The sequence below is a fragment of the Mesorhizobium sp. M0522 genome, from assembly GCF_040321085.1.
In the GTDB taxonomy this organism is placed as follows: domain Bacteria; phylum Pseudomonadota; class Alphaproteobacteria; order Rhizobiales; family Rhizobiaceae; genus Mesorhizobium.
Genome location: NZ_JAMYQW010000012.1, coordinates 68,314 through 88,702, shown reverse-complemented (window position 1 = coordinate 88,702; position 20,389 = coordinate 68,314). Strand labels below are relative to the sequence as shown.

Here is a 20,389-nt window from a genome sequence, read left to right as displayed (position 1 = left end):
AGATCAATTGTCGGTCGGTTCCGCCGGCATGCCGCTGGGCGCCGGTGTTGAAATCGGCGTGCCCTGCAGATGTGGGGCCAGCGTGTTCTCCGGGCAGCCATCCCGCTGCTTTGTCCAGGACGTGTTGTTGAGCACCATCTCGCAACGGGCGAGGTAGCTTTGGCCGGCAAGCGTCAGGCAGGCGACCCGGCCGATCTGGAATGATTTGCCGTTAGCCAGGCACTCTGCATCGGCAAAAGCCGGCGTCGCCACCGCCATCGCAAGCGCGCAGCCGATCGGGCAGAGTGCAAATCGAGTAGTCATGGGAACCCCAGCCACCATGATGATTTCTCATCAAGCGCGCGATTTGTGGCGATAAGAGGTCAACTTATCAATGTGCCGCCGGACAGCAGCTGCGGTCAGGCCGGCTGCAGCGCCAGATCGATCGCCACCGGCACGTGGTCGGAGGGTTTTTCCCAGGCGCGCACCTGTTTTTCGATCGAAGCCGAGGAAAACCAGTTGGCGGCTTCGGGCGACAGAAGCAGGTGGTCGATGCGGATGCCGTTGTTCTTCTGCCAGGCGCCGGCCTGATAGTCCCAGAACGTAAAAATATCCGGGGCGTCGGTGACGGCACGCACGGCTTCGGTGAAGCCGAGATTCTTCAGCCGCCGGAACGCCTGCCGCGTCGCGGGCTGGAACAGCGCATCGCTTAGCCAGTTTTCCGGATATTTCGCGTCGATCGGCTCGGGAATGACATTGTAGTCGCCGGCCAGGACCAGCGGCTCTTCCAGTGCAAGCCGCTCCTCGGCCCAGCGCTCAAGTCGCGCCATCCAGGAAAGCTTGTAGGAGAACTTCTTCTCGTCGTCGATCGGGTTGCCGTTCGGCAGATAGATCGAGGCAACGCGCAAGGCGCCCTTGTCGGTCGAGAACACGCCCTCGATGAAACGCGCCTGCTCGTCGGCATCGTCGCCCGGCAAGCCGCGATTGACCTCGTCGAAACGCAGCTTCGACAGGATGGTGACGCCGTTGAAGCCTTTTTGGCCGTAAGTCTCGACATTGTAGCCGAGCGCCTCGATCTCGGCGCGGGGAAACTGCTCGTCGACCGTCTTGATCTCCTGCAGGCAGGCGATGTCGGGCGCGCTTTCCGTCAGCCAATGGGTCAAATTGCCGATGCGGGCGCGAACGCCGTTGATGTTCCAGGTGACGATTTTCATGGCGGCCTCGATAGGCTGGTGATCCGGAGACTAGCTATCCGGTGGATGACGTTCGACAAGGCCGATCGTATTGCCTGCCGGGTCCTTTAGGAAGGCCATCCATTCGCTTTCCCCCGCCTGGCCGAACAGGCCTTCGGTGTCGCGATGGACGAGCGCCGGCGGCGCGGTGAAGGGAACACCGGCGGCCCTTGCCGAAGCGTGGAACTCGTCGAGGCCCGATATGTCGAGATAGACGGTGCCGGCAGGCAGGCCGTCGGTGAAAAGCAGGCGCACGTCACCGGCCATGATAAAGGCGATGCCCGGCGGATCGAAACGCGCATGCAGGTTCATGCCGAGCACCTCGCGCCAGAACGCCAGCGTCGCATCGAGGTCGCGCCCGGCGGAAAGCGCGACCTGACGGACCGCGCCGACACGGCGCATGCTCATTTACTCCCGAAAGGTTGGGGTTCGGCATTTTCCGCGAGTATTTGCTCTATCATCCATCGCAGGTGCGATGCCTGCTCGCGCGTTGCATTCTCGTCCATCCAATCGCAGCCGTTGTAAAGGTCTCCAAGCCAGTGTGGAAAATCGTATTTGTCCTCAATCGGCGACACCATACGGCAGACCTGATAGGGTTCCAGGTCGCCGTCAAGGTAAGTCCGAATGCGTCGAAGGAACAGCTTACGTGCTATTTCCTTGGCTTCATCGGACTTGTCGTTGAAATCGGGAAAACACCGGGCGATCAGCGACCTCAAATGGCCATGAGCTTTCGCAAGATTAACGGCATTCCGCGGATTGCACCGCACGAGCCGCACATAGTCAGCGTCGTCTGCGTAGACCCGAGCTGCCTTGTGACGGTTGGCCCAACCAACGATATCGACATCGGAAATTGCTTCTATCTCGCGGGCGACAAGGACCGTCATCGGATCCTCAAGGCCCTCGAGGAGCGGCTTCATATTTTCAAATACTGAAGCTGGTGCCGCAGCCGCAGGAGGCGACCGCATTGGGGTTTCTGATCTGGAACGACTGGCCCATCAGATCGTCGACGAAATCGATCACCGAGCCGCCCATATAGACCAGCGACAGGTCGTCGATCAGCACGGTGGCGCCGTCCTTCTCGATGGCGACGTCGTCGTCATTGCGCCTGTCGACCAGGTCGAACTTGTAGGAGAAGCCGGAACAGCCGCCGCCCTCGACCGAAACGCGCAGGGCCGTCTTACCGGCTTCGCTCGCCACAATCTTGGCGATCCGCCTGGCGGCGGCGTCGGTCATCTCGACTTTCATGGCGGTCTTGGCATCAGCGCCCATGGGCGTCACCTTGCATTCGGTTTCGTATGATAGGTATGAAGCGCGACGGGGCAAGTCAACTGCGGCATACGCTATGACCAACGAGTTGGGCGACATCGGATTCGGCTATCGGCCGCGCGCGGCCTATGCCAGCGACCCGGCGAAGTCGCGCGGGCGGCTGTTCGACGAGGTGGAAAGCCCGACGCGCACGCCGTTCCAGCGCGACCGCGACCGCATCATCCATTCGACGGCGTTCCGCCGGCTGAAGCACAAGACGCAAGTGTTCGTCGCACACGAAGGCGACCATTACCGCACGAGGCTGACGCATTCGATCGAGGTCGCGCAAATCGCACGCGCTCTGGCGCGGGCGCTGCGCGGCGACGAGGACCTGGCCGAGGCGGTGGCCCTGGTGCACGACTTCGGCCACACGCCCTTCGGTCATACCGGCGAGGACGCGCTGAACGAGAAGATGGCCGCCTGGGGCGGCTTCGACCACAATGCGCAGTCGCTGCGTGTGGTGACGCGGCTGGAGCGGCGCTATGCCGAGTTCGATGGGCTGAACCTCACCTGGGAAACGCTGGAGGGGCTGGTCAAGCACAATGGCCCGCTGACCGATGCCAAGGGCAAAGGGCTGAAGGGGCCGGTGCCGCAGGCTATCCGCGACTATTCCGAACTGCACGACCTCGAGCTCGACCGCTTCGCTGGTATCGAGGCGCAGTGTGCGGCGATTGCCGATGACATCGCCTACAACACCCACGACATCGATGACGGCTTGAGGGCAGGGCTGTTGACGCTGGATATGCTGGAGGGCGTCTCGCTGCCGGGGTCGATCCTCAAGGGCGTGCGTCAGCGCTATCCGGCGCTCGATGACGTACGCACCGGCCACGAGCTGATGCGCCGGCAGATCACTATCATGGTCGAGGACGTGATCGTCTCGACGACAGCCAATCTGGCGCGCATCAAGCCCGGCAGCGCCGAAGCGGTAAGGGCGGCCGGCGAGCCGATGGTGAGCTTCTCCGCCGAGACGGCCGTATTGGAAAAGGAGCTGAAGGCCTTTCTCTACAAGCACCTCTACCGGCATGCGGAGGTCATGCGGGTGCGCGCCGATGCCGACCAGATCGTCAGGGACCTGTTCGACGTCTATTTCGCCGATCCGCGCGCTATGCCGGATGGCTGGCGCGAAGGGCTCGACCGGGCAGAGGACCGCGTCAAGGCGCGCAGTGTTGCCGATTTCCTGGCCGGCATGACGGACACTTATGCACTCAAGGAACACAGGCGTTTGTTTGACCATACGCCGGATTTGAGCTAGGGCGGGCGCGATTTTGCCGGCCAACGAGCCGGATCCCTGCAAAACCGTCAGAGCCACAGCAATGAACATCTTCGCCGATTTCAACGCGCGAATCATAAAGGCCGTCGAAGCGCTTGATTTGAAAGACAAGGATGGCGTGTCGCCGGACCTGTCGCGCATCGCCGTCGAGCCGCCGCGCGATGCCAGCCATGGCGATCTCGCGACCAACGCAGCCATGGTGTTGGCCAAGCCGACCGGCCAGAACCCGCGTGCGCTGGCCGAAAGGCTGGCCGAGGCGCTGCGCGCCGACGAGGATATCGCGGCCGCCGAGATCGCAGGCCCGGGCTTCGTCAATCTCAGGCTCAAGGACGGCTTCTGGCAGGCGCATCTGACGGCGATGCTCGGCGAAGGCCGCAACTATGGCCGCTCGACTATCGGCGGCGGCAAGAAAACCAATGTCGAATATGTCTCGGCCAACCCGACCGGCCCGATGCATGTCGGCCATTGCCGGGGTGCTGTAGTCGGCGACGCGCTGGCCAATCTGATGGCCTTCGCCGGTTATGACGTGACCAAGGAATACGTCATCAACGATGCCGGTTCGCAGATCGACGTGCTCGGACGCTCAGTCATGCTGCGCTACCGCGAAGCGCTCGGCGATGAGATCCGCGACATTCCGGCCGGGCTTTATCCAGGCGACTATCTGATCCCCGTTGGTCAGGCGCTGGCCAGCGAATTCGGCCGCTCCCTGCTGCAGATGCCGGACGAAGAGGCGCTTGCCATCGTCAAGGACAGGACGATCGATGCGATGATGGCGATGATCCGCGAGGATCTGGCGCTGCTCAACGTGCATCACGACGTCTTCTTTTCCGAGCGGACGCTGCATGCGAACAACGCCCGCAAGATACGCTCGGCGATCAGCGACCTGACGCTGAAGGGCCACATCTACAAGGGCAAGCTGCCGCCGCCCAAGGGCGAGAAGCCGGACGACTGGGAGGACCGCGAGCAGACGCTGTTCCGCTCGACCGCGGTCGGCGACGACATGGACCGGGCGCTGGTCAAGTCGGACGGCACCTTCACCTATTTCGCCGCCGATGTCGCTTACCTCAAGGACAAGGTCGATCGCGGCTTCGTCGACCTGATCTATGTGCTTGGCGCCGATCATGGCGGCTATGTGAAACGGCTGGAAGCGCTTGCCCGGGCGATTGCCGGCGACGAGGTCAAGCTTACCGTGCTGCTTTGCCAGTTGGTGAGGCTGTTTCGCGCCGGCGAGCCGGTACGTATGTCGAAGCGGTCGGGCGAGTTCGTGACCTTGCGCGAAGTGGTCGAGGAGGTCGGCCGCGACCCGATCCGTTTCATGATGCTCTACCGCAAGAACGACGCGCCGCTCGACTTCGACTTCGCCAAGGTGACCGAGCAGTCGAAGGACAATCCGGTGTTCTACGTGCAGTATGCCTCGGCGCGCTGCCATTCGGTATTCCGGCAGGCGAGCGAGCAATTGGGCGAGGCCATGTTCGACCGCAACCAGCTGGCCGCCGAAGTGGCTTTGCTGACCGATGAGGGGGAGATCGGCCTGATCAGGAAGCTCGCCGAATATCCTCGGCTGATCGAAGCCGCGGCCCTCGCGCTCGAGCCCCACCGGCTGGCATTTTACCTCTACGAACTCGCTTCCAGCTTCCACGGACACTGGAACCGGGGCACCGATAATCCCGACTTACGTTTTGTTAAGGTTAACGACCGACAATTGACGCATGCCAGACTAGGGCTGGTGCAGGCTGTTTCGGACATTTTGACGTCCGGCCTGACGCTGATCGGAGCCAATGCGCCCACCGAAATGCGTTAGGTTTGAGTAAAAAACCTGTCACCTTTTGCCCACATTGCGCTGGTAAGGGCCAACCCTACGCGACGTCCATGGCGTCCGAATGAGTGCGAGTTCGGGAACAATAATGGCAGACAGAACCCATCTGAGAGCAGCCGACCACAACGACATCGCCAACGATGATCCGTTCGCGGAACTGACCAGGATCATGGGGTTCGACCCACGCCAGCCGGTCAAACCGCAAACGCCGGCCCAGCCGAAAACCGCTGCCGCCGAACCGTCGGTGGACGAGGGCGATTTCGAGATCGATCTCGAGAAGGAGTTGATGGGCGAATTCGGCGCCGACGCCAATGACAATGCTTCCCCTGCCAAGCTTCGCGAGCCGACACCCGAACCGGCCGCCGCCGACGAAATGGAGGACGCGCTTGCTGCCTCGTTCGAACAGGATTTCGCGTTCGACGACAGTGCGGCGGATGATGCTGCTCCTGTTGCGGCTACTCCTGTTGCCGCCGACGAAATTGCCTCCGCCCCCGAAAGGGCGTTCGCTCCCGCTGTCGAGCCGGAGTTCGACGACGAGTTCGATAACGCCGTCGCCGGCTCGCTCGAAGACGTGTCGCCGTTCGAGGACGACCTTTCGAGTGACGACGAACTTGCCGCCTCTATCGACCAGGATTTTCGGCACGACGACGATGTGACGGCCAAGATCGCGGTGACCGGCGAGGATGAACCCAGGGCCGCAGCCGAGGCGATCGAGCCGGTCGACGAGCCCGCCTTCGACGATGAGTTCGACAACGCCGTGGCAAGTTCGCTCGAAGACGAGCTGATGCTCGAAGAGCATGAGCCGATGGAGCAGACCGTCGCCGTTGAAACCGCCGCGCAAGCGGCCGCGCCTGCGTTCGATGACGAGTTCGACGATGCCGTGGCAAGTTCGCTCGAAGACGAGCTGATGTTCGACGAGCATGAGCCGGCGGAAAACGTCGCCGCCCCGGCATCGCCGGTTGAGGCGGTTTCGGCCGATGAGGACCTTGCCGGCCATTTCGATGATGCCATGGCCGATGTCGACATGGACTTCGACGTTCGCCCGAACGAGCCTGCCGAAATCGAAGAACCAGAGTTTATCGAAGACCCAGAGGCCGCCCGGCTTTCCGGCACGGCCGCTGAAGCGGCGTTCGACGACGATGTCGATCTGAGCTTCGACGATGCGCCTGCGGAGGAAGCCGAAGAGCCCGTGGCGCAGGTTGCGGCCGAACCAGTGGCGCCGGCCGCTGTCGTCCCGACGGCCCCAGTGGCTGAGGAACGCAGCCTGGAAGACGAACTGAACGCGCTGCTCGGTGCGATGAGCACACGGCCGGCACAAGCGGTCAACGAACCTCAGACAAGCCCGCAGACTGCCCAGCAGACTGCCCAGAAGCCCGTGATGGCTGTTCAGCAGCCTATCGCGCCGGTAATTCAGAAGCCAGCAGTGGCCGCTGAACAGCCAATGGCGGCGGTCAAAGACGTCGCCAACGAACCGGTGCATGCTGTCGACGAGCTGGATTGGGAACTCGACGAGCACGAGCCCGCTGAGCCGCCGCAGTCCAGTGCCGCCGATGACGCCGAACTTGGCAGTGTCCTCCTCGATGAGCTTGAAGGCGAGGATTTCGGTGTTGAAGCCGCTGCCGGACCCGCGGATGATCTCGACAGCGATGCGCTCGATGCCGACTTCGCCAGGAATATCGGCCTGGATCATGACTCGGCCGACAAGAGTGCGGCAGCTGCTGCCGAAGAAGACCCGCTCGATGCGCTGAACTGGCTGACGACACGCGCCACGCCGCCCGAGCCGGCCCGCTCGTGGAGCCGCGTGACGCCGGTCGCACAGCCTCAGCCTGCCTTTGCAAGCCAGCCGGTGGCTTCGGCGCGTCCGGCACCAGCGCCGCAGCCGGCTGCAACGCCGTCCTATCGGGCCGCACAGGTCGAAGAGAGGCCATCCTATGAAGATCGGCCCGCCTACACGGAAGCTGCACCAAGCTCGCATCAACAGCCTTCCGCTTATGACGAGATGCCCGATGTCGAGACGGTCGACGTGCCCGAGCGCGTCGTGGCGCTGGCGGACGATCTCGACATTCCGGAGCTCAACTTCGACGATGACGAGCCGGTGGCGCCCGCCTACGACGATCTCGATGCCGATTTTGCCAGCCTTCTCACCGAAATGAATGCCACGGATATAGCGCCTGCCCCGGTGCGCAGTGCTGGCTATGACGATGAATACGATGCCGGCTTCGCGTCTGGCTATAAGCAAGATCGTAGCGAGACGCGCGCCTATGGCGCCAAGCCTGTGGAAGCCCCTGTCAGCGCGGCAGCCGCTTCCTATGCGGATGCAGCGGACGGTTTCGATCTGGGCCCATTGCCTGGCGGCCAACCGGTTTCGCAAGCCGACGATTTCACCTTCGATGAGCTCGACTACGATCCCGAACTGGACGAGGAGATGTCGGTTCCGGGCCTTGCCGAACGCGGGGCCGAAAGGCAGCCGCGCAGGCGCGGGCTGCTGATAGGAGCGGTGGTCGGCGCCGTGGCGATCGCCGGAGGCCTTGGCGCCTTTGCGTTGACCCTCGGCGGCAAGAGCGGCAGCGATGCGCCGGTTATCGTCAAGGCCGACAACAGGCCGATCAAGATCAAGCCGGAAAATCCAGGCGGCACCGTCGTGCCGAACCAGGACAACAAGGTTTATGACGCTGTGGTCAAGGGCGCCAAGCCCGCCGAGCCGGTTCAGCAGAAGCTGGTCACCAACACCGAAGAGCCTGTGGACCTGAAGGCCGACGAACCGGAGAGCCGCGTCGTCGATCTTTCGCCCAATGACCCCGATGCCGCGGACGATATCGACGCGCCCGGCACCGTGGCGTCCGACACCGACGGGTCTGGCACCAATGCGCCTGGCACTAACGCGTCTGACTCCAGCGCGCTTGGCGCCAATGTGGCTGGCGCTACCGAAACCGCCGCCGCACCGGCGCCCAAGTCCGAGGATCGCATCGCGCAGGTTCTGCAGGAGGCCGAGAAGGGTGCAACCCCCGAGATCGTCGCCGTTGCGCCGCGCAAGGTGCGGACCATGGTCGTGAAACCTGACGGTTCGCTGGTGGCGCGCGAGGATCCGGCGCCTGCCGCCCCGCAGATGGCTGCTGCCGAGCCGGCCGATCCGGCGCCGCAGCACGTGGCTCCGTCGGCCCAGGCCGACGCCGCCGCGCAGACCGGCACCGTGCCCCTGATCGACCAAATGACAAGTGATCCGAAGATTGGCGACCAGCCGAGTGGCGATCAGGCGAGCGGCGATCAGGCCGAAACCTCCAAGCTGCAGCCGGCGCCCAAGCCCGACACAAAGGCTGAAGCCAAGGCCCAGGCGTCAGCCAGCAAGCAGTCCGCCAGCACCCCGGCCACGGTTCCGGTGGCGCCGCAGCGCCCGTCCGACCAGCCGGTCGACGTGGTCGGCGAGGTCAAGCCCGATCAGGTCGCTTCCATCGATCCGGCCGCGGCCGGGGCTGGTTCGTGGTCGATACAGATCGCTTCGCAGCCGACAGTCGAAAGCGCCCAGGCGACTTACCAGGATCTGCAGCGCCGTTACGGCAGCGTGCTTTCCGGCCGCACCGCCAACATCGTCAGGGCCGAGATCGCCGGCAAGGGCACCTTCTACCGCGTCCGCGTTCCGGCGCAGTCTCGCAACGAGGCGATCAAACTGTGCACCAGCTACAAGGCTGCCGGCGGCAATTGCTTCGTGTCCCACTAGGCACCAAAACCTCTCGAAAAGCCGGCGTCCGCGCCGGCTTTTTTGCGTGAACGGAAACCTCTGAAGGCAATTGCGGGCGATTCCCTTTGTCGGCGCGAAGCTCTAAACTGTTCCGCATGACCGAATCAAAATCCATGATCCTCGGCTGCGCCGGGAAATCACTGACCCGCGACGAGATCCGTTTCTATCGCAACGAATGCCCGTGGGGTTTCATCCTGTTTGCGCGCAATATCGGCGAGACCGAGCAGATCCGCGATCTGGTCGCCGCGATGCGCGACTGCGTCGGGCGTGCGGATGCGCCGGTGTTCATCGACCAGGAGGGCGGCCGGGTGCAGCGCCTACGGCCGCCGCTGGCGCCGAACTATCCGGCTGCCGGTGCACTCGGCGCCTTGTGGCGCGACGACCATGACGCCGGCACCCGTGCCGCATGGCTGATGGCGCGGCTGCATGCCTTCGACCTGCTGCGCTACGGCATCACGGCGGATTGCCTGCCGGTGCTCGACGTGCCCATCGAGGGCGCCAGCGACGTCATCGGCGCGCGCGCCTATGGCAAGGAGCCGCGCGCCGTCATCGAATTGGGTCGCGCCGCGGCGGAAGGCCTGATGGCGGGCGGCGTGCTGCCGGTGATGAAGCATATTCCCGGTCATGGAAGGGCCTTCGCCGATACGCATTTCGAACTGCCGACCGTCGACGCCTCGATCGGCGACTTGCAGCGGCATGATTTTGCCCCGTTCAGGGAGCTCAACCATTTGCCGATGGCGATGACGGCGCATGTCGTCTATAGCGCGATCGACCCGAAGAACCCGGCCACCACATCCGGCAAGGTCATCGAAAAGATCATCCGCGACGAAATCGGCTTCGACGGGCTGTTGATGAGCGACGACACCTCGATGAAGGCACTTTCTGGGGATTTCCCGTCAAAGGCGGCCGCTATCCTTGCGGCGGGCTGCGATCTGGTCCTTCACTGCAACGGCGTGTTCGAGGAGATGGCCGGCATTGCATCGCGCACGACCGGGCTGGAAGGCAAGTCGTTTGAGCGCGCGGAGCGGGCGCTGACCTATATCAGGAACCGTGACGTGGCGGACGAGACCGAGATTCGGGCCGAATTTGCCAGTTATTTCGACGCGGTGGCCTAGCATCAAAGGAAGCGAAGTGGCGGAAACATTGGACCTGAAGGCCGGCAAGGCCGCACCGATGGACCGCTTGTGGGCCGAGAACGACGATTCTCGGCTGACCGGCGATCCGGCGTTGGTCGTCGATGTGGCCGGCTTCGAAGGTCCGCTCGATCTTCTGCTGCATCTTGCCCGCAATCAGAAGGTCGACCTGTCGCGCATCTCGATCCTGGCGCTGGCCGAACAGTATCTGGCCTTCGTCGAGAAGGTGAGGGCGCTGAGACTGGAGCTTGCCGCCGACTATCTAGTGATGGCGGCGTGGCTGGCGTTTCTCAAGTCGAAGCTCCTGATCCCCAAGCAGCCCGGCGACGAAGGCGAAAGCGGCGAGGAACTGGCGGCAGTGCTGCAGTTCCGGCTGAAGCGGCTGGAGGCGATGCGCGACGCGGCGGCACGGCTGGTCAACCGCAACCGGCTCGGACGCGACGTGTTTGCACGCGGCATGCCGGAGATGGTGATCGTCGAGAAGCGCAATGCCTATTCGGCCTCGCTCTACGACCTGTTGACCGCCTATGCCCAGCAGCGCCAGAAGCAGGCAATAACCAATGTGACGATTGCCAGGCGCGGCGTGTGGTCGCTCAAGGATGCGCGCGACGTGCTGACCAGGCTGATCGGGTCGCTGCGCGACTGGACGGCGCTCGACAGTTTCCTGGTCGAATATCTGGCCGGCCCGGAAGAGCGGCGCACCGCGGTTGCCAGCTCGTTTGCGGCGACGCTGGAACTGGTGCGCGAAGGCAAGATGGAAATGCGGCAGGACCAGGTGTTCGCGCCGCTTTATCTGCGCGGCCGCGCCCAGGCCATCAAGATAGTCGAGGTAACACCATGAGCGAACGCGCCAACGCTTCGGTCATTCCGTTCAAGGTCGACGACGATGCCGAGCAAGGCGCGGTCGCCGAAAACCCGGCACAAAATCAGGGGCAGAATTTGTCGCGGAATCCTGGCGAGCGGCTGCATATGGCGGAGGCCGTACGGATGGCCGAGGCGATCGTATTCGCCAGCGCCGAGCCGGTCAGCGAAAAACAGCTCACTTCGCGACTGCCCGACGGCATCAACATTGCCGCGGCAATGGCCGAACTGCAGCAGATCTATGCGCGGCGCGGCGTCAATCTGGTGCGCGTCGGCGATGCCTGGGCCTTTCGCACCGCCGGCGACCTCGCCTTCCTGATGAGCCGTGACACGGTGCAGCAGCGCAAGCTGTCCCGCGCTGCCCTCGAAGTGCTGGCGATCATCGCCTACCACCAGCCGGTAACGCGCGCCGAGATCGAGGACATCCGCGGCGTCGAGACGTCGAAGGGGACGCTCGACACGCTGATGGAGACCGAATGGGTGAGGATGCGTGGCCGGCGTCGCACGCCCGGCCGTCCCGTCACTTATGGCACGACCGACATTTTCCTCGACCATTTCGCACTGGAGGAGATACGCGATCTCCCCGGCATGGAGGAATTGAAGGGTGCGGGACTGCTGTCCGGCCGCATGCCGTCGAATTTCTCGGTGCCGCTGCCGCCGGCCGACCCCGATGCGCTCACCGACGACGAGGATCCGCTGACCGACATCGACCTCGAAGAACTCGGCCTTTTGACGCCGCGCGTCACGGAAGATTGAGCCGAGCGCCATCTTAAAGCCACATGCAGGATGGAACTGCGCCGATTGGTAGCGGGCCGCCGTGCCGAAAGTGCGTGACTTCGGCCACTCATTCATGAACTCTGTCGCAGTTCTGTTTGAATCCGAACCCGAAAGCGCATAGATCAGCGTCTGGGAAACCGTTCGAGAGAGATTTGCTATGGGTTCATTTTCGATTTGGCACTGGATGATCGTTCTGGTGATCGTGCTGCTGGTGTTCGGCCGCGGCAAGATCCCCGAGTTGATGGGCGACATGGCCAAGGGCATCAAGAGCTTCAAGAAGGGCATGGCGGACGACGAGACTGCCGAGGACAAGCGTACCGTTGAACACCGTGCCGACGAAACCGTTTCGGTACCGAAGGAAAAGGCCAGCAAAAGCTGAGCCCAAACTTTAGTCGGAACGTATAGCCATGTTCGAAGTCGGCTGGACCGAGATGCTGGTGATCGCGATCGTCATGATCGTGGTCGTCGGGCCCAAGGATTTGCCCAACATGCTGCGCACCTTCGGCCGCACGACGGCGAAGCTGCGGAGCATGGCGTCCGATTTCCAGCGGCAGTTCAACGATGCGTTGAAGGAAGCCGAGCTCGACGACGTCAAGAAGTCGGTCGATTCGCTGAGAAGCCTCAATCCGGCGGCTGAGATCAGGAAGCAGCTCAATCCATTCGAGCAGGCCGCCGCCGATGTCCGTTCCGGCGTCGATGCCGTGATGAAGCCCAAGCCGGCCGTCGATGCCGCCGCTTCGACAGAGCAGACAGCCGAGCCGCTGAAGAACGGCGCAACGACGATGCCGGGCGTCAGCCCGCCGGAGCCGACGCCGGCCACGCCGATCTTTCCGGCGATGACGGACGAGTCCGTCGTGGCGCCGGCAGTGCAGGCGCAAACGGCTGCAGCGGCCGTGCCGAAAAAAGCACCTGCGGCAAAGAAGAAGCCAGCGTCCGCGAAAGCCGCGGCCGCCGTCCCGGCCAAGCCGGCAAAGACTGCTGCGCCAAAGGCTGCCGCAAAAGCTGAGCAAAAAGCGCAGTCGTCAGCAGCGAAGAAGCCGGCGTCAGCAACGAAGAAGCCGGCCGCCAGGAAAACGGCGGGAGCCGCCAAGTGAGCGTTTCGGACAAGGAAAAGGACGAGATAGAAAAATCATCGGCTCCGCTGATGGAGCACCTGATCGAGTTGCGCCGGCGGCTGATCTGGTCGATTGGCGGTTTTTTTGTTGCCTTCCTGGTCTGCTTCTTTTTCGCCAAGCGGCTGTTCAACCTTCTGGTCATTCCGTTCAGATGGGCGACCCAATGGGCCGGGCTCGACCCGCACAAGGTCGAGCTGATCTATACGGCGCCACAGGAGTTCTTCTTTACCCAGGTCAAGCTCGCCATGTTCGGCGGCATGGTCATCGCCTTTCCGCTGATCGCCACGCAGATCTACAAATTCATCGCGCCCGGCCTCTACAAAAACGAGCGCAACGCCTTCCTGCCGTTCCTGATCGCCTCGCCGATCCTGTTCCTGATGGGCGCATCGCTGGTCTATTTCTTCTTCACGCCGATGGTGATGTGGTTCTTCCTCGCCATGCAGCAGACCGGCACCAACGACCAGGTGCAGATTTCGCTGCTGCCGAAAGTGTCCGAATATCTCAGCCTGATCATGACGCTGATCTTCTCGTTCGGCCTGGTGTTCCAGCTGCCGGTGGTGACAAGCCTGATGACGCGGGTCGGCATGCTGTCGTCCACGGCCCTGGCCGAGAAGCGCAAATGGGCGATCGTCATCGCCTTCGTCGTGGCGGCGGTGCTGACGCCGCCCGACCCGATGAGCCAGATCGGCCTCGCCATTCCGACGATCCTGCTCTACGAGGTCTCGATCTGGTCGGCCCGGCTGATCGAACGCAGCAAGGAGCGCGACCGTGTGGCCCGCGAAAAGCAGGACGCCACCGAAGAGGTGGCCGAAAAGCCGGCGGACGCGTCTTCGACGTAGGTTCGGTTGAAGCGGGCAGCATTTTTTTGCCGGCCATGGCAACTTTGTTCTTGCTTTGTGCCGGCAGCTATGCTACTAATTTAAGTATGGTGCCAATTGGCTCCAAAAACCCGCCTCTCGAGGCGGGTTTTTGTTTCCGGGGTTCTTTCGATCGAACGTTGCGCGTGCTGCCTACCTGAGGTCGGCGCGAAGGAACTCTGCCTTGACGTCTTGTATCGATGCGGTTTACGCCCTCTGGTCTTTGTTTTGGGCATTTCCTTGCCCCGAAACCGCCGTGCCGAGGACGAACAGACCATGCTTGACATCAAATGGATTCGCGACAACCCGAAGGCCCTTGTCGAAGCGCTGAAGAAGCGCTCGTGGTCGGCTGAGGATGCGCAGTCCACGGTCGATGATTTGATCGCGCGGGACGAGGCGCGGCGCGAGCATCTGACCGAGCTGCAGACCAGGCAGGAACGCCGCAACGCCGCATCGAAGGAGATCGGCAATGCCATGCGCTCGGGCGATGCAGCTCTTGCCGAAAGGCTGAAGGCCGAGGTCGGCGAGATCAAGGCCTTCATCCAGAATGGCGAGGCGCGCGAGCGCGAGCTCGACAAGGCGCTGACCGATGCATTGGCGGTGCTGCCAAACGTGCCGTTCGACGACGTGCCGGTCGGCAAGGACGAGAACGACAATGTCGTCAAGCGCGTTGTCGGCGAGGTGCCGACGCGGCCGAATTGGGTGAAGGAGCATTTCGAGATCGGCGAAGCGCTCGGCATGATGGATTTCGAGCGGGCAGCACGGCTTTCCGGCTCGCGCTTCACGGTGCTGAAGAGCGGCCTGGCGCGGATGGAACGCGCGCTCGGCCAGTTCATGCTGGATCTGCACACCACCGAGCACGGCTATATAGAGATCCAGCCGCCGTTGATGGTGCGCGACGAGGTGCTTTTCGGGACCGGGCAACTGCCGAAATTCGAAGAGGATTTATTCTTCGTTCGGCACGGGGACGGCAGGCTTGGCCTAATCCCAACCGCCGAAGTGCCGCTCACCAATCTCGTTCGCGACGAGATCATGCCGCACGAAAAACTGCCGCTGCGCTATACGGCGCTGACGCCGTGCTTCCGCTCCGAGGCGGGCTCGGCCGGGCGCGACACGCGCGGCATGCTGCGCCAGCACCAGTTCTACAAGGTCGAGCTGGTGTCGATCACCGACCAGGAGACTTCGGTTGCCGAGCATGAGCGCATGACCGAATGCGCCGAGGAGGTGCTGAAGCGGCTCGGCCTGCCGTTCCGCACCATGACGCTGTGCACCGGCGACATGGGCTTTGGCGCGCGCAAGACCTACGACATCGAGGTCTGGCTGCCCGGCCAGAATGCCTATCGCGAGATATCGTCGTGCTCGGTATGCGGCGATTTCCAGGCGCGGCGCATGGACGCCCGCTACAAGGACAAGGACGGCAAGGGCAACCGCTTCGTCCACACGCTGAACGGTTCGGGCACCGCCGTCGGCCGCGCTCTCATTGCCGTCATCGAAAATTACCAAAACGAGGACGGCAGCGTAACCATTCCTGAAGCGCTTCGGGCTTACATGGGCGGTCTCGCAAAGATCGAATCATCGAAGTGACAAGATTGTCGGCCCCGCGTTCCTTCGCGCCCCCCTCTGTCCTGCCGGACATCTCCCCCTCAAGGGGGGAGATTGCGCCGTCATCACAGCTTTCGCCAACTGTTGGCGTAGCAAGGAAGGCGGCGGCTACGGTATTGCCGATCTCCCCCCTTGAGGGGGAGATGTCAAGTGGTGGCAAAGAGGGCAGGACAGAGGGGGGTATCGTAGAGCGCTGCCGTCAATCCAATTCTGCAAAGGCGGTCTCATGCGCATCCTCCTGACCAACGACGACGGCATCCATGCCGAGGGCCTTGCATCACTCGAACGCATCGCGCGCACGCTGTCGGACGACGTCTGGGTGGTGGCACCGGAACAGGATCAGTCCGGCTATGCGCATTCGCTGTCGATCTCGGAGCCGCTGCGGCTCAGGAAAATCGGCGAAAAGCACTTTGCGGTGCGCGGAACGCCGACCGACTGTGTCATCATGGGCGTGAAGAAGATCCTGCCCGAAGCGCCTGACCTGATCCTGTCCGGCGTCAATTCCGGCGCCAACATCGCCGACGACGTCACCTATTCGGGCACGGTCGCCGGCGCCATGGAAGGCGCGCTGCTCGGCGTGCGATCGATCGCCATCAGCCAGGCCTATTCCTATGTCGGCGAGGACCGCGTCGTTCCCTACGAGACCACCGAAACGCTGGCGCCGGCCCTGCTCGAAAAGCTCGTCGCCATGCCGTTGCCGGACGGCGTGCTGCTCAACGTCAATTTTCCGAATTGCGCGCCGGAAGAGATCGCCGGCACTGTGGTCACTTCGCAGGGCAAGCTGGTCCACAGCCTGTGGGTCGACGAGCGGCGCGACGGGCGCGGCCTGCCTTACTACTGGCTGCGCTTCGGCCGCGAGCCGGTCGAGGGCAAGCAAGGCACCGACCTCCATGCCTTGCGCAATCGGCTGGTGTCGGTGACGCCGCTGCAGCTCGATCTCACCGCGCATGAAATCCGCGATCAACTGGCCAAGGCGCTCGCATGAACTTGAACCACGCTGCAACGGTCGACGAGCGCGAAGGTTTCGCTGCCTTCCTGCTTCGCCTGCGCGGCAGGGGCACGGTGCCGAAGGCGCTGATCGCCGCCTTCGAGGCGACGCCGCGGCGCGGCTTTCTGTCTCCGCATTTCCACTCGATCGCCTGGTCGGACCGTATGCTGCCGATCGAATGCGGCGAGGCCATCGAAGGCGCCGACCTGCAGGCGGCGGTGATCGCGGCACTTGCCATCGAGCCGGGCAACCGGGTGCTCGAGATCGGCACCGGGTCCGGCTACACGACGGCGGTGATGTCGCGGCTTGCCGCGCGGATCGTCACCATCGACCGTTACAAGACGCTGGCCGAACAGGCCCGGCAGCGGCTCGAGGCGCTCGCCATCGGCAATGTCATCGTGCGCCAGGCGGACGGTTCCAACGGGCTGGCCAACGAAGCGCCGTTCGACCGCATCGTCGCCTGGGCGGCCTTCGACAGCCTGCCGCGCTTTCTCCTCGACCAATTGTCGAGCGGCGGCATCGTCATCGCGCCGATCGGACCCGACGAAGGCGAGCAGGTGCTGGCCAAGCTGACCAAGGTCGGCAGCCGCTTCGAACGCGAGGATATCGGCCTGGTGCGCCTGCAGCCGATCCTGCACGGTGTCGCCGCGGTGATCTAGGGTGTGTCGATATTCAGGTTAGGCCGGCCTGCAAATGGCGGCTTCATCCGCTTCCGGCCTTCGCCGGCCGAAGCATTCATGAGAGGTCGCGGCATGGCCGGCGTAGGCCGGTGCTCACGTACCCAAAAGTACGCTCCGCTCCGGTCCTCGGAACCCACCCTTCTCGACTCGGCCTGACCTGAATCTCGACACACCCGGCGCTCGATCCTCGAATATTTTAAGAAAATTTGCGTCTGATTCTACAGGTTTAACCGACCGGTAACATTAACGCGCTTTAATCACACTCAGTTGTACCGGGTCTGTGCGGGTTAGTGCGATGCAATTCAGTGTTTTGAAGGCAAACGGACGCAATCTGGCGCGTGGCTGCGCCGTCCTCATGATCGCAGGCGCTGCGACGGGGTGTAGTTCCCAGGTGGCGCGGTTCAACAGCGTCGATGACGTGTTCACCGCCTCGACCAACAACCAGCGCGCCATCATCGACAAGCAGGATGCTGCCCAGCCTTATCCGGGCGATGTTGCGGCCGCGCCGATCGACGGCAGCCACACCCAGTCGGTCAGCCGCTCAAGCCTCGAACCGGTTACGGCGCAGCAGTTGCCACCGCCGGCTCCCGCCCTGGCCCCCGCCGCCCGGCCGGTGCGTGCCGCTGCCGCGCCGGCGATGGCGCCTGCCGCTCCTCGTGTCGACAGGACGGCAACCGGCACCGTCGCTCCGGCGGCAAGGCCGTTCAAGAACGCCGAGCCCGACGCGCCGCGCATGGCGACGGCCGCCGGCGCACCGCATGCAACCGAGATCGTCGTCAAGGACGGCGAGACCATTTCCGGCCTGTCTCGGCGCTACGGCGTGCCGGCCGATGCCATCATGAAAGTCAACGGGCTGAGCGCGACCAAGGGGCTGAAGACCGGCCAGAAGCTCGTCATCCCGGCCTATGCGTATTCGAGCAACGGCACCACGCCGAAAGTCGCCGACGCCAAGCCCGCGAACGGCACCAGGCACGACCAGCCGGCCGACGCGCCGGAGAAGGTGGCCGTGCTGCCGCAGCAACCGAAGCTCAGGGAAGGCAAGTCTGCCGCGCAGGTGGACGCCTCGGCTGCCGCGAGCCAGCCGAAGGATGGAAAGACCGCGCCCAAAGTGGCTTCGGCGACGGCCAAGCCGGCCGGTGCCGGCGGCACTTACACGGTACAGCAAGGCGATACGCTGTCTGCCATCGCCAGAAAGACCGGCGTCGGCGTCGTCGCGTTGAAGCAGGCGAACGGCATGCAGGATGGACTGCTCAAGATCGGCCAGACCCTGAAAGTGCCGGCAGGCGGAACCGCTGTCGTCGCCGGCGTGAAGCCGGCAAAGGTCGATCCGGTGACGACGGCCACCACCCAGCCGCCGGCCAAGACAACGCCGACGCAGACGCTCGCCTCCTACACGCCGCCAAAGAAGGACGCGAAAGTCATCCAGCAGGCCGAGGACGACGATGCGGTAGCTCCGGACGCAACCGGCATCGGCAAGATGCGCTGGCCGGTGCGCGGCCGCGTGATCTCAAGCTTCGGCGGCGGCAAGGACGGCGTCGACATTGCCGTGCCCGAGGGGACGCCGGTCAAGGCAGCTGAAAACGGCGTCGTCATCTATGCCGGTGACGGCCTCAAGGAATTCGGCAACACGGTGCTGGTGCGGCACGAAAACGGTCTGGTCACCGTCTACGGCCACGCCAGCTCGATCGAGGTGCAGCGCGGCCAGAAGGTCAAGCGCGGCCAGGAAATCGCCCTGTCCGGCATGAGCGGCACCACCGACTCGCCGAAACTGCATTTCGAAGTGCGCAAGAACTCGGCGCCGGTCGATCCTTCGACCTATCTCGAATAGAAGACGGAAGCGATTTGCGGGCCACTTGACCTTCAGCCCGCCGAGGAAGTCCGCTCCGCAAGGTGCGGGCTTCCTCTGCTGTTAGTCCTTGAGCGGCTAATCCTTCAGCGATTTGCCGAGCCGGCCTGCCAGATTCTGGGTGAACTGCCAGGCGACGCGGCCCGAACGGCTGCCGCGCGTCGTCGCCCATTCCAGCGCCTCGGCGCGCAGCGTCTCGGGATCGATGGCGAGATCGTGATGGCGGACATAGCCGTCGATCATGTCGAGATATTCGTCCTGCGAACATTTGTGGAAGCCAAGCCACAGGCCGAAACGGTCCGACAGCGAAACCTTTTCCTCGACCGCTTCGGACGGATTGATCGCCGTCGAGCGCTCATTGTCGATCATGTCGCGCGGCAACAGATGCCGCCGGTTCGAGGTGGCGTAGAAGATGACGTTGGCCGGGCGGCCCTCGACGCCGCCTTCAAGAGCTGCCTTCAGCGATTTATAGGACGTGTCGTCGTGGTCGAATGACAGGTCGTCGCAAAACAGGATGAAGCGGAAGGGTGCCGCCTTCAGCAGTCCCATCAGCTTCGGCAGCGTGTCGATGTCTTCGCGATGGATCTCGATAAGCTTGAGCGGCAGGTCGAGCTTGGCCGAAGCGTTGACCGCGGCGTGCACCGCCTTGACCAGCGACGATTTGCCCATGCCGCGCGCGCCCCACAACAGCACGTTGTTGGCAGCATAGCCTGAGGCGAAGCGCTCGGTGTTGTCGACCAATATGTCGCGGACGCGGTCGACGCCGCGGATCAGGCCGATGTCGACGCGGTTGACCTTGCGCACCGGCTCCAGATAGCCGGGATCGGCCTGCCAGACGAAGCAATCGGCCTCGCCGAGGTCGGTTTGCGGCACCGGCGGCGGGGCGAGGCGGGCGACCGCCTCGATCAGGCGGTCGAGCTTCTGGCTCAGGATATCGATGGTACTGTCGGTCATCTCTTGTCTTTTTGCTTCGCGTTCAGGACGGTGCGGCAGCGCAACCTACCTGATTTCAGCGGTTTCGAAACTCGCCCCAAGCATTTGTTCGGCCATGATCTTTTGCGAAAACCGAGCGTCGCTTTTCGGGATCACCCTGTAACACGGCTCACCAGGCCGGAAAAGCAGCCGATTTGCCCGGCCGCGCAGTTGCATTGGCAACGTTACCGACTATATTCCGGCCAAATTTGGCGGGGCC

The 20,389-nt window shown here is 63.4% G+C and carries 19 protein-coding genes; 13 read left to right on the top strand and 6 right to left on the bottom strand.

Going from position 1 to position 20,389, the window contains the following annotated elements; genetic code table 11:
• Window positions 1-3: 3 nt before the first annotated feature.
• From NKI58_RS15680 to erpA, 5 genes are all read right to left on the bottom strand, one after another.
• Complete coding sequence (locus tag NKI58_RS15680) at window positions 4-321, bottom strand: hypothetical protein (RefSeq protein ID WP_023678938.1); 318 nt, start codon at window positions 319-321, stop codon at window positions 4-6.
• A gap of 77 nt (window positions 322-398) precedes the next feature.
• Complete coding sequence (xth, locus tag NKI58_RS15675) at window positions 399-1,193, bottom strand: exodeoxyribonuclease III (protein ID WP_352786478.1); 795 nt, start codon at window positions 1,191-1,193, stop codon at window positions 399-401.
• 30 nt (window positions 1,194-1,223) lie between these two features.
• Entirely contained in the window at window positions 1,224-1,613 is a 390-nt protein-coding gene (locus NKI58_RS15670; RefSeq protein ID WP_352754825.1) for a VOC family protein, read from the bottom strand.
• 2 nt (window positions 1,614-1,615) lie between these two features.
• The gene (locus NKI58_RS15665) at window positions 1,616-2,095 is read right to left on the bottom strand and encodes a hypothetical protein (protein ID WP_352786479.1); all 480 of its coding nucleotides are present in this window, start codon (window positions 2,093-2,095) and stop codon (window positions 1,616-1,618) included.
• 37 nt (window positions 2,096-2,132) lie between these two features.
• Window positions 2,133-2,480 (bottom strand): iron-sulfur cluster insertion protein ErpA, encoded by a 348-nt coding sequence (erpA, locus tag NKI58_RS15660; RefSeq protein WP_254818314.1) that lies wholly within the window; start codon window positions 2,478-2,480, stop codon window positions 2,133-2,135.
• Window positions 2,481-2,553: 73 nt separating this feature from the next.
• Between erpA and NKI58_RS15655 the strand changes: the two genes are divergently transcribed.
• From NKI58_RS15655 to NKI58_RS15595, 13 genes are all read left to right on the top strand, one after another.
• Entirely contained in the window at window positions 2,554-3,768 is a 1,215-nt protein-coding gene (locus NKI58_RS15655) for a deoxyguanosinetriphosphate triphosphohydrolase (RefSeq protein WP_352454504.1), read from the top strand.
• Window positions 3,769-3,829: 61 nt separating this feature from the next.
• Window positions 3,830-5,587, top strand: a complete 1,758-nt coding sequence (gene argS, locus NKI58_RS15650; protein ID WP_352786480.1) for an arginine--tRNA ligase — start codon at window positions 3,830-3,832, stop codon at window positions 5,585-5,587.
• A gap of 103 nt (window positions 5,588-5,690) precedes the next feature.
• Complete coding sequence (locus NKI58_RS15645) at window positions 5,691-9,317, top strand: SPOR domain-containing protein (RefSeq protein ID WP_352824413.1); 3,627 nt, start codon at window positions 5,691-5,693, stop codon at window positions 9,315-9,317.
• A 116-nt stretch (window positions 9,318-9,433) separates the two neighbouring features.
• On the top strand, window positions 9,434-10,453 hold the full coding sequence (nagZ, locus tag NKI58_RS15640) for a beta-N-acetylhexosaminidase (RefSeq protein WP_352697803.1): 1,020 nt from the start codon (window positions 9,434-9,436) through the stop codon (window positions 10,451-10,453).
• A 58-nt stretch (window positions 10,454-10,511) separates the two neighbouring features.
• Window positions 10,512-11,312 (top strand): segregation and condensation protein A, encoded by an 801-nt coding sequence (locus NKI58_RS15635; protein WP_023678931.1) that lies wholly within the window; start codon window positions 10,512-10,514, stop codon window positions 11,310-11,312.
• Window positions 11,309-12,088, top strand: coding sequence for an SMC-Scp complex subunit ScpB (gene scpB, locus NKI58_RS15630; RefSeq protein WP_352451389.1), 780 nt, complete (start codon window positions 11,309-11,311; stop codon window positions 12,086-12,088). Before NKI58_RS15635 ends, scpB begins: the two co-directional genes overlap by 4 nt.
• 178 nt (window positions 12,089-12,266) lie before the next feature.
• Window positions 12,267-12,488 (top strand): twin-arginine translocase TatA/TatE family subunit, encoded by a 222-nt coding sequence (locus tag NKI58_RS15625; protein WP_352490594.1) that lies wholly within the window; start codon window positions 12,267-12,269, stop codon window positions 12,486-12,488.
• A 28-nt stretch (window positions 12,489-12,516) separates the two neighbouring features.
• Window positions 12,517-13,203 carry a Sec-independent protein translocase protein TatB gene (gene tatB / locus NKI58_RS15620; RefSeq protein ID WP_352786482.1) on the top strand — a complete coding sequence of 229 codons (687 nt, stop codon included), beginning with the start codon at window positions 12,517-12,519 and terminating at the stop codon, window positions 13,201-13,203.
• The gene (gene tatC, locus NKI58_RS15615) at window positions 13,200-14,063 is read left to right on the top strand and encodes a twin-arginine translocase subunit TatC (protein ID WP_023678927.1); all 864 of its coding nucleotides are present in this window, start codon (window positions 13,200-13,202) and stop codon (window positions 14,061-14,063) included. Before tatB ends, tatC begins: the two co-directional genes overlap by 4 nt.
• Window positions 14,064-14,357: 294 nt before the next feature.
• On the top strand, window positions 14,358-15,665 hold the full coding sequence (gene serS, locus NKI58_RS15610) for a serine--tRNA ligase (protein WP_352786483.1): 1,308 nt from the start codon (window positions 14,358-14,360) through the stop codon (window positions 15,663-15,665).
• Between the two features lie 244 nt (window positions 15,666-15,909).
• On the top strand, window positions 15,910-16,668 hold the full coding sequence (gene surE / locus NKI58_RS15605) for a 5'/3'-nucleotidase SurE (RefSeq protein ID WP_352786484.1): 759 nt from the start codon (window positions 15,910-15,912) through the stop codon (window positions 16,666-16,668).
• Window positions 16,665-17,330: a protein-L-isoaspartate(D-aspartate) O-methyltransferase gene (locus NKI58_RS15600; protein ID WP_352786485.1), complete on the top strand. Its 666-nt coding sequence runs from the start codon at window positions 16,665-16,667 to the stop codon at window positions 17,328-17,330. Before surE ends, NKI58_RS15600 begins: the two co-directional genes overlap by 4 nt.
• A gap of 316 nt (window positions 17,331-17,646) precedes the next feature.
• Window positions 17,647-19,179, top strand: a complete 1,533-nt coding sequence (locus tag NKI58_RS15595; RefSeq protein WP_352786486.1) for a peptidoglycan DD-metalloendopeptidase family protein — start codon at window positions 17,647-17,649, stop codon at window positions 19,177-19,179.
• A 96-nt stretch (window positions 19,180-19,275) separates the two neighbouring features.
• Here NKI58_RS15595 and NKI58_RS15590 read toward each other — a convergent pair whose 3' ends face one another.
• The gene (locus tag NKI58_RS15590; protein WP_352786487.1) at window positions 19,276-20,151 is read right to left on the bottom strand and encodes an ATP-binding protein; all 876 of its coding nucleotides are present in this window, start codon (window positions 20,149-20,151) and stop codon (window positions 19,276-19,278) included.
• Between the last annotated feature and the right edge of the window lie 238 nt (window positions 20,152-20,389).